This is a genomic window from Faecalibacterium sp. An192, from assembly GCF_002160175.1.
Classification (GTDB): Bacteria; Bacillota; Clostridia; order Oscillospirales; family Ruminococcaceae; genus Faecalibacterium.
Window position 1 is genome coordinate 1 of sequence record NZ_NFKB01000080.1, and the last position, 9,058, is coordinate 9,058.

The window sequence follows — 9,058 nt, forward strand, 5'->3', positions numbered from 1 at the left end:
CCAAACGAAAGCAGGAGTGGCTCCGCTAACGCTCCGCCACTCCTGCTGAATCCTAATCTCCTACACTTGGGGCTTTTTTGTACTGTCCACACAATTTGGACCGGTTCAATTCCGCGGGGCTTTTGGTTTTCGAGCGATTCTGTTTTGAAGCCCGCCGGGCCCTTTGCCCCAGTGGACAGAATGGATCGTTTTTCTCTCCCTTTTTCCCTGAATTTGTGCTATAATGACTGATAATACCATTTTTTTCGCAGCCTTGCACAGGCTGTTCTGCTCCACTGTAGGAGAACTGTCAGGAACCGTTCGTCCGGCCCTCTCGGGCGGCATGGGTTTTGCTGCCGGTTCCGATGATACCAGCCGGAAGTGCTCTCTCGCGCTGCGGACGGCGTTTTCGGCAAGTAATACCTGTGGGCGCGGCAGAAACAGCGGCTTCAAACTTCCCTGGATGCAGCAAAACCCGGGGTTATGGCGGAATCATGCGCCCGATCAAAGAGAAAGAAAGCAGGTGCCTGAAATGTACAAAATTGGACACATCGGCCGTTGGAAGACCCTGCCGGAAGCGGCTGTGGCCATTTATGACCGCGATCTTCCCAAACTGGAGGCCATGCTCCAGGGCGGACTGGACCTCAACACACCGATCCGGATCAGCGGGTACACCAAGCTCATGCCGCTGGAAATCGCCGTCTTTCGGAACGACCCTGCCATGATTCGGTATTTGCTGGAGCGGGGCGCCGACCCGGAAAAGGCGGAGGAAAAGCCGCTCCCCCTCGCTGTGGTCCGCTGCTGCGGCCCCGAAGTGGTGAAACTCTTTATCGAACAAGCCAAGCAGCTGGACGAAGCCCACAAGCGGCGGCTTTTCCAGGAAATCCGCTGGGGCAACCGCCCTGAGAACATTCCTGTCCTGGAAAAGGCCGGCATCACCGTGGCCCAATACGGCGGCGAGGCCCTCCGGGCTGCCGCGTCGGAGGGAGACTTCACCCTGGCTAAGCTGCTTCTGGAAAAAGGCGCAGACATCAACTACCATCTGCCGGACGTGGTCTATCCTTATGCCTCCACGCCGATCACCGAGGCGGCCCGCTCCAACAATCTCCCCATGGTGCGCTGGCTCTTTGAGCACGGGGCGGACATCACCCTCCCGGACAAATACGGAGACCGCCCCTACACGGTGGCGGTCCGCAACAAAAACCAGGAAATGGCCGACTATCTGAGAACCCTGGAGCCGGAAGACCTGTACAGCAAACAGGAAAAAGCCCGCCAGCTGGCCCCCTACAAGCTGCCCGTCAAACTGGTGAATTACCTGAAAACCAGTCCCCTGCGGCTGGAATTCCCGGAGCAGAAATGGGTGAAGTGGGTGGAGCTCTGCCCCTACATGGATCTGAAGGAAATGAAGTGGAAGCGGAGAAAGCTGCTCTCCCTCATGGCGCGGATGGACAACTACAGCGACTATCTGCTTTTGTGGAGTCCCAGAGACCGGAAACTCTGGTATCTGGACACCGAGCATGAGGAGTTTCATCCTCTGGCCAAATGGGATGAGTTCATCGCAGATCCCGGCCGGTACCTCAACGGGATGATTGAGGGCGAGTTTGAGGAATCCGATGCAGGTTCCAAAGCCTGAACTCCTCAGAGGGCACCGCGCCCCTCTCGGCCAACCCTTGCACCGGCCTGTCCTGTTCCCAGGCACCGGCTATCAAAGCGGAAATTCTATTCCGTTTCCCGTTGCAGGAATCAAAGCCCAGCAAGCTTTTCCATGGTACGGCCTGCAAAAAATCCCCTGAGTTTCAAATCTGACAAACGCGCAAAACGCCCGGCAGCCTGTCGCAAGACAGACCGCCGGGCGTTCTCTCTGTCTATTTCATGCAGCCGCCGCATCCTTGTGCAGGTCTGCAGGCCCATCTTTAACACGCCATCTGGAACAAATTCAGGCAATCCCCAGTATCCGGCAGACTCTGCGGCGGGTAAAGCGGTAAACGCCATAGAGCACCGCCGACAAAACAAGAATTACCACAGCACAGGTGCCCATCCCTGCAAATTCGCCAGGCGTGAAACGGTTGTCGTTGAAGTAGAGAATCATGCCATAAAAGGCGCTGATGATGGCTGTTCCCACAACGGCGGGAACCAGAAACACCCTGGAAACCTGCCCCCGGACTGTCTGGAACAGATAGGCGTTGGACGCTCCCAGATGCCTCAGGTCATCGTACACGCGGGCATTGGTGAGGGCCAGGGTCATACAGCGGGTGAACGCGATGACCACCACCGCCGCAAAGCAGATCAGCGCAATGAAGATAAACAGCATCAGAAAAACCGCCATGGTGGTCACGAAATCGTTTTGATCCAGGACGCGGAACTGGGGCATATAAAGCCAATAGTTCCGGAAATCCGAGGTGTCGCACTGGTCGTAATCGATGACGGTCAGGCCGTTGGCTTTCAGGTATTCCGGGTCGTCGTAGTTATAGCTTCCCTTTTCGGCTATTTGCAGCTGCCGGCTCACCGGGTCCCAGGCATCAAACACCTCTGCCTCCGGGCCGGAGCGGCTGACGATCTCATGAAACAGGGCATCTGCAAAGGGATAGCTGGCCTGCACGTCCGCCACATTGAAGCAGACATAGGTCTGTTTCCAGTCATCCGTAAGCCCCCGGGTGATGGCGGCGTAATCGCCATCATCCAGCACATAGCACCCCAGCAGCATGGTGAACCGCAGCGGCTGGGCCGGAACGACGTTCAGGCTTTCCCCTGTGACCATGTTGGTGACGATGGTTACATCGCCCCCCGACAGATAGTCCCCGCCGCCCTCGTCATCCAGCACATTGGCACAGGTGCCGGGCGCCAGGTCAACCGTTTGGCCGGTGAGGGCATTCCAGGCCGACTCGGAGAAGAAGGTCCCGCCGGATGCAATTTCCCGGTATTCGGTGGTATAGGTAACCCCCAAGACGCCGTTGTTCCTCTCGATGGACACTGTGCCGTCACCGCCTAAAGACGCCGCCTCCTCCTGCGCCCAGGAAGTGATCTCGACGCCGTACTCCTGCGCCAGAGTTTCCACCTCCTGCCGCCCGATCTGTTCCTGATCGCTGCGCCTGTGGTATTCAAAATCCACCGGCCGGCTGGAAAAGCTGTAGGCCGAGCTGCTGCTCAGCATGGGGGCATAAAAGGCGGCAAAATAGGCCCCGGCAATCAGCAGCGTCATCACCAGCATATTCCGCACCGTCTGCCGGCCCTGGAATTTCATCATGGATTTGGTGATGATGTTTTGGTATCTCTTTCCCCTTCGCCAGCCGTTCACCACCGTGTGGAGGAGAATCATATAGATCCCCACAAGGGCAGGCAGATAAAAAACCGCGCTCACCGCAGAAGGCGGATACCAGCAAAGGACATTCACAAAGAAACCCGGCATCAGGTAGCCGGCCAGCGCGCCTGTCACCACCAAAAGAATCCCCACCCGGCCATACCAGGGTTTGACCTCCCGGATGGGTTCCGAGCGGTGGGACTCCTGAACCACGTCCATGATGTTGGTGCGCCTGACGGCACGGTTCCCCATCCAAAACAGGACCGCCACCACATACCCGTCAAAGAGCAGGGCCAGCAGATAGGCCTTCGGGTCAAAGGTCAGGGCCATTTCCTGGGAATCCACCAGAAACAGCCGGAATATCTGCCACACGCCCCAGGCCAGCGGACCGCCCAGAAGGGCCCCCGCCGCACAGGAGAGCAGAGAGAGCGCCGCCAGCTCTTTCCCCATCTCGGCCTGAAGCTGCCGCCGGGCGGCGCCCAGCGCCAGGAACACGCCTGTCTCCCGGGATTTCTGCCGGAAGAACAGCCCGGCGGCATAGGCCGTAAAGACGGCGCATCCCACCACCGCCAGAACAAACACCATCATCACCTGTTTGCGGGAGTCGCCGCCCTCCGGCAGCACCGACAGGATGGTGGGCGAACGCATCATACAGCTGTAGGCCGTAATCAGCAGGACCGAAAAGAAGCTGCACCCGGCCAAAAGAGCATACCGGCTCTTGTTTTTGCGCCGCAGCACACCGTAAACTTCAGAAAAATGCCGCATCGTATCACTCCTTGTCCATTTCCCGGATGGTGTCCAGCAGTTTGTCCTGAAACGCGGCCCGGTCATCCGGCCCTTTGGCCAGCGTCTTCCAGACCACCCCGTCCCTGAGGATCACCACCCTGTCGCAAAAAGACGCCGCAAACGAATCGTGCGTCACCATGAAAATGGTGGCCTCCAGCACATCCCGCGCCTGCTCAAAGGAGCGGATCACCGCCCGGCTGGATTTGGAATCCAGGTTTCCGGTGGGTTCATCCGCCAGAATCAGCAGCGGATGATTGATCAGGGCCCGGGCCACGGCGGTACGCTGCTTTTCGCCGCCGGAAATTTCCGCCGGGTATTTGTCCCGGATGGCACCGATCCCGAACACCGTACACAGCTGGTTGGCCCGCTCCTCGGTCCGGGCCGTGACGGCGCCGCCGATGATGGCCGGCAGCAAAATGTTTTCCCGGACGGACAAGCCGTCCAGCAGCAGAAAATCCTGAAACACAAATCCCAGCTGCTGGTTGCGGACCTGGGCCAGTTCCTCCTCCCCCAGCCGGGCCAACTCGGCACCGTCCAGGGTGATGCTGCCTTGATCGATGGGAATATAGCAGGAGATGCAGTTCAGCAGGGTGGTCTTGCCCGAGCCGGACGGCCCCATCACCGCCACAAACTCTCCCTTTTTCACTTCCAGGGACACGCCCTTGAGAACTTCGTAGGAGGTTTTTCCCACCTGATAGGATTTGTGCAGATCTTGTACCTTCAGCATGATATCGCCCGTCCTTTCCCGGCTGCATGGTTTCTTTTGACAAGTCCATGATACCGGCGGCAGCGGCCTGCTGCAAACGGGGCTGTCACATTTGGCACCGGGGTGGTCAAGTTTTGCTCGCAAGCCGCGGAGGATGTCATTTTTGGCGGGTTTTATGTCAAGTTTGATTTTGAGGAATCTCTCCCCTGTGGTACAATAAAGCCATCATTTCTTTCACCAACAGGGGGAATCGCTGTGCTGCGAATTGGGATCTGCGACGATCTGGCGGATGCGCGTCTGGTTCTTCGCTCGGCGCTGGAACGCATTCTGGACACCAGAAATGTGCCGGCGCAATATTTCGAGTTTTCTTCGGGCGAAACACTGCTGCAGTGGTACGGCCGCCATGCCGGGGAGCTGGACCTGCTCTTTCTGGACATGGAACTGCGGGAAATGGACGGCATGGAGACCGCCCGCCGTCTCCGGGCGGCGGACGAGGGACTGCAGCTGGTGTTTGTCACCGGCTATGCAGACCATGTATTCGACGGGTATTCGGTGGGCGCTCTGGGTTATCTGATGAAGCCGCCCCGGAACGAACAGCTGGAATCGGTTCTGTACCGCGCCCAGGCCGCCCTGGTGCGGCAGCTGGACCAGGCTTATATCTGCCGCAGCGGAGAGACCTACTACCGCATTCCGATGGGGAAGATTTTGTACTTTGCCTCCGACCGGCGGCAGGTACAATGCGTCACCCCAGACCGGACCTATATCTTCTACGGAAAACTGGACACCGTGGCCGCCGACGTGGGGAGCCGCTTTGTCCGGATTCACCAGCGCTATCTGGTCCGGGCCGGGGCGGTCGCCCGGCTGGAAAGCGGCGAAGTCACATTGCAGGACGGAACCCGTCTGCCGGTCAGCCGCTCCTGCCAGCAGTCCGCCCTGCTGGCTCTCACCCGGGCGGAACTGGAGGGATAGTGCCATGCTGATGATTCGCCAACTGTGGCAGAGCGGCCTCTGGATTCTGTCGGCGGCCCTGAACGGTTTCGTGCTCTTTTCCGCCTGGGTGGGTTTTGCACAGGTCCGCCGGGGCTGGTTCTGGAAGGCAGCTTTGTTTTTGAACCTGGCCATCACCAGCGTGGCCGTCATCTGGATCGGGGACCCCAACCTCCTCTATGCCCTGCCGGTATTTCTGCTGCTGGGCCTGCTGTCCACCCAGGGACCGCGGCCGGGACGGCTGGCGGTCTCCATCATCTTTTTCACCCTCATCATGTCCATCAGCGCCATCCTGGACACCTATCTGGAATGGATGTCCTACATCGGCTTAAACCAGCTTCTCCGCTCGCTGATGTATGGCGGACTGTATCTTTTGTTCCGCCGCCGGCTGCCCAGACAGCCTCCCAACCTGTCGGGACGGCTGTGGAATCTGGTGCTGGGGCTGGCTGCCATGCCCCTGTGCGCTCTGATTGCGGTTGTCCTGCTGACCTCCCGCAAATACCAATCCCCGGAGGTCAACGCCGTGGCACTGAATCAGGGACTGGTGGTGCTGCCTCTGGCCCTGTTCACCGCCCTGATGCTTCTGCTGGCCATCTCGGTATTGGCCGACCACGAGCGCCTGGAGCGCAGCAGCCAGCTGGCCAGTCTGCGGGAAACTTACTATCAGGGGTTGCAGCAGCAGGAAACCCAGGTACGCCGTCTGCGCCATGATCTGCGGAACCACCTCACTGTCCTGCAGGGTCTTCTGGAGGCTGGAGAATCCGCGCAGGCGCTGGACTACCTACACCAGATGTCCGACTCCCCTGCTCTCCAGCCCAAAGGCCGCATCTGCGAGAACGAGACGGCCCAGGTGGTTCTGTCCTCCAAGCTGGAGGAGCTGGACCGGCGGGGCATCCCCGCCGATCTCTCGGTTTCTCTGCCCGCAAAGCTGCCCATGGCGGACACCGACCTCTGTGCCCTTCTGGGCAACGCGCTGGACAACGCCATCGAAGGGACCAGCGGTGCGGCGGAGCCCCGGGTCACCGTCCGCTGCAAAGCGGACAAGGGGTTGTTTATGCTGCAGGTTCTGAACCCGGTGGGCCGACCTGTTCCGGCGGATCTTTCCACCACCAAACCAGACAAAACCGCCCACGGTTTTGGCCTGCCCGGGATGCGGGAGATCGCAGAGCGATACCACGGCACTCTGGAGGCCGGCGTCCGGGACGGCCGGTTTGAACTGGTGATTTGCTTTCCGCTCCTGCCGCCGGAGAACCCGTAATCACGCGCCGGTCCCGCCCGGGGCCATCGTCCTGATATGACCGGATTTTTGTCGAGCAAAATCTGTTTGGCGGCCATTTCGATGGCCGTCTTTCTTTGGGTCTGCCCCTTGACGTTTGGGAGCTTCCATGCTATTTTCATACTAACAATCGTCAAAAAACGGGGAACAGATGCGCAGAATTTGAGGCTTTGTGCGCAAAATTTGCACTCCGTTGCGGAAGGGAGAATGGCAATGCTGCGGATCGCCATATGCGACGACGAAGAAAAGCAGATCCATCAGACAGAGGCGTTATTGGATGACTATTTTCAGTCCCGGCCCGGGCTGAAAGGTCAAGTGGAAGCATTCCAGAGCGGCGGGGCGCTGCTGGCAAGGGCGGAGAATGCGGGAGGCTTTGACCTCTATCTCTTGGACATCCTGATGCCCAAGCCCAGCGGGATCGACACCGGCCGGCTTCTGCGGGCTCTGGGCGAGGGCGGCGAAATCATTTATCTCACCCACTCCAACGATTTTGCCGCCGACAGCTACGACGTCCAGGCCTTCTTTTATCTGCTCAAGCCCGTCGAAAAAGCCAAACTCTTTCAGGTGCTGGACGGGGCAGTGGAAAAGCTGAACCGGCGGCGGAGCAGCGCCATTATGGTCAGCACGCCGAACGGGCCACGGCGGATTCTGCTGGAACAGATTCGGTATGTGGAGCGGGTGGGGCGCTGCATGCGCTACTACTGCACCACCGGCGTGGTGGATTCCCAGAGCATCCGGGTTTCCTTCCGCGAGGCGGCTTCTCCCCTGCTGGCTGACCGGCGCTTTTACCTGTGCGGAGCCAGCTTTGTGCTGAACTTCCAGCATGTGACCGGCGTAAGCGGCCAAATCGCCCTGCTGGACAACGGCCAGACGGTGGCGCTGCCCCGGACCTCGGCCGTGGATTTCAAAAAAGCCTGGGGCGGCTACTGGCTGGAGGATCGGAACGCATGGTAGAGCTGTTTATTATGGAGTACTTGACGGTTCTATATATGATGATGGCGTTTCTGTTCATGGACAGCCGATATTCCCGGCGGCGGACCATTTTCATTGTTTCCTGCGTCACCCTCCTGCTGATGGCGGCGGTGGCCGTCCTGTACCGGTCGGTGGATCTGGACACCGCCTTTTGGACTTATGCAATGACCATCCACATCCCGCTGATCCTGCTCTTTTTCTCGCTCAGCCGGTTCCGGGGATGGCGGCTGATCTTTCAGCAGCTCTCGGTCGTTCTGTTCTGTACGCTGATCCACCACGGAGCAGCGTTGTTCTACTACCTGTCCGGCAGCCGCTTCTGGGTGATGGTGCTGTCCTACGCCGTCCTCAGCGCAGGGGTCATCTGGTTCCTGATCCGCTTCCTGCGCCCTCTGTTTTTTCAGATCCTGCTGCAGCTGCACCGGGGCTGGTGGCTGATTTGCCTGGTCATGGCAACCTACTACATCATTGCCGTCTACCTGGTCCCCGGATATGCCGGCTTTGATCCAGGCGGCACCTTCCTCAAACCTGCGATCGGCCTGCTGATGCTGGGAGTTTATTCCATCCTGATGTTCTACTTTACCAGCATCCGAAAAGAGTCGGAGGCCCGCCACGACGCACAGCTCTCCGCTTTGCAGCTGTCCGCCCTGCAAAGCCGAAGAGAAGCTGTGAAGGCAGCAGAAGACGCCATCCGCACCGAGCGCCATGATCTGCGCCACCGGCTTCAGACAGTGGCCGAACTGGTATCCCGGGGCGACATCGACGCGGCGCTGGATTTTCTGGACGCCGCCCAGCGGCGGCTGGACGAACAGAAGGCCATCCGCTGGTGCCGGCCGCCGGTCCTGGATGCGGTCTTTTCCTCCTACTTTGGGCAGGCCCAGAATCAGGGCATTCCGGTGGAGGCCAAAATCGCCCTGCCCGACGATCTTCCTGTGGACGAGGGCGAGTTGGCCATCGTTCTGGCCAACGCCCTGGAAAACGCCATCCATGCCAATCTGGCGCTGCCTCAGGAACAGCGCTGCATCCGATGCAAGATGGTGGCCAATCCCGGCGTCAT

At 59.4% G+C, this 9,058-nt stretch carries 7 protein-coding genes; 5 read left to right on the plus strand and 2 right to left on the minus strand.

The window, feature by feature from the left end:
- Positions 1 to 511: 511 nt before the first annotated feature.
- Positions 512 to 1,612, plus strand: coding sequence for an ankyrin repeat domain-containing protein (locus B5F27_RS15135; RefSeq protein WP_087368915.1), 1,101 nt, complete (start codon positions 512 to 514; stop codon positions 1,610 to 1,612).
- A gap of 303 nt (positions 1,613 to 1,915) precedes the next feature.
- Here the strand turns inward: B5F27_RS15135 and B5F27_RS15140 are convergent, their stop codons facing one another.
- Together B5F27_RS15140 and B5F27_RS15145 are read right to left on the minus strand one after the other, a co-directional pair.
- The gene (locus B5F27_RS15140) at positions 1,916 to 4,042 is read right to left on the minus strand and encodes an FtsX-like permease family protein (RefSeq protein ID WP_087368916.1); all 2,127 of its coding nucleotides are present in this window, start codon (positions 4,040 to 4,042) and stop codon (positions 1,916 to 1,918) included.
- A gap of 4 nt (positions 4,043 to 4,046) precedes the next feature.
- Positions 4,047 to 4,790, minus strand: coding sequence for an ABC transporter ATP-binding protein (locus B5F27_RS15145; protein WP_087368917.1), 744 nt, complete (start codon positions 4,788 to 4,790; stop codon positions 4,047 to 4,049).
- A gap of 234 nt (positions 4,791 to 5,024) precedes the next feature.
- On the opposite strand from B5F27_RS15145, the gene B5F27_RS15150 reads away from it, so the two are divergent.
- From B5F27_RS15150 to B5F27_RS15165, 4 genes are all read left to right on the plus strand, one after another.
- Positions 5,025 to 5,738 (plus strand): LytTR family DNA-binding domain-containing protein, encoded by a 714-nt coding sequence (locus tag B5F27_RS15150; RefSeq protein WP_087368918.1) that lies wholly within the window; start codon positions 5,025 to 5,027, stop codon positions 5,736 to 5,738.
- A gap of 4 nt (positions 5,739 to 5,742) precedes the next feature.
- Positions 5,743 to 7,014: a GHKL domain-containing protein gene (locus tag B5F27_RS15155; protein ID WP_087368919.1), complete on the plus strand. Its 1,272-nt coding sequence runs from the start codon at positions 5,743 to 5,745 to the stop codon at positions 7,012 to 7,014.
- A gap of 225 nt (positions 7,015 to 7,239) precedes the next feature.
- Positions 7,240 to 7,986 carry a LytTR family DNA-binding domain-containing protein gene (locus tag B5F27_RS15160; protein ID WP_158098272.1) on the plus strand — a complete coding sequence of 249 codons (747 nt, stop codon included), beginning with the start codon at positions 7,240 to 7,242 and terminating at the stop codon, positions 7,984 to 7,986.
- Positions 7,980 to 9,058: hypothetical protein (locus B5F27_RS15165; RefSeq protein WP_087368920.1), on the plus strand; the 1,079-nt coding region annotated here is incomplete at its 3' end. The genes B5F27_RS15160 and B5F27_RS15165, both read left to right, overlap by 7 nt.

Excerpts from the sequence above, each read along its gene's own strand:
- B5F27_RS15135 (WP_087368915.1), top strand. The coding sequence starts at position 512 with ATGTACAAAATTGGACACATCGGCCGTTGGAAGACCCTGCCGGAAGCG.
- B5F27_RS15155 (WP_087368919.1), top strand. The coding sequence starts at position 5,743 with ATGCTGATGATTCGCCAACTGTGGCAGAGCGGCCTCTGGATTCTGTCG.
- B5F27_RS15145 (WP_087368917.1), bottom strand. The coding sequence starts at position 4,790 with ATGCTGAAGGTACAAGATCTGCACAAATCCTATCAGGTGGGAAAAACC.
- B5F27_RS15140 (WP_087368916.1), bottom strand. The coding sequence starts at position 4,042 with ATGCGGCATTTTTCTGAAGTTTACGGTGTGCTGCGGCGCAAAAACAAG.
- B5F27_RS15160 (WP_158098272.1), top strand. The coding sequence starts at position 7,240 with ATGGCAATGCTGCGGATCGCCATATGCGACGACGAAGAAAAGCAGATC.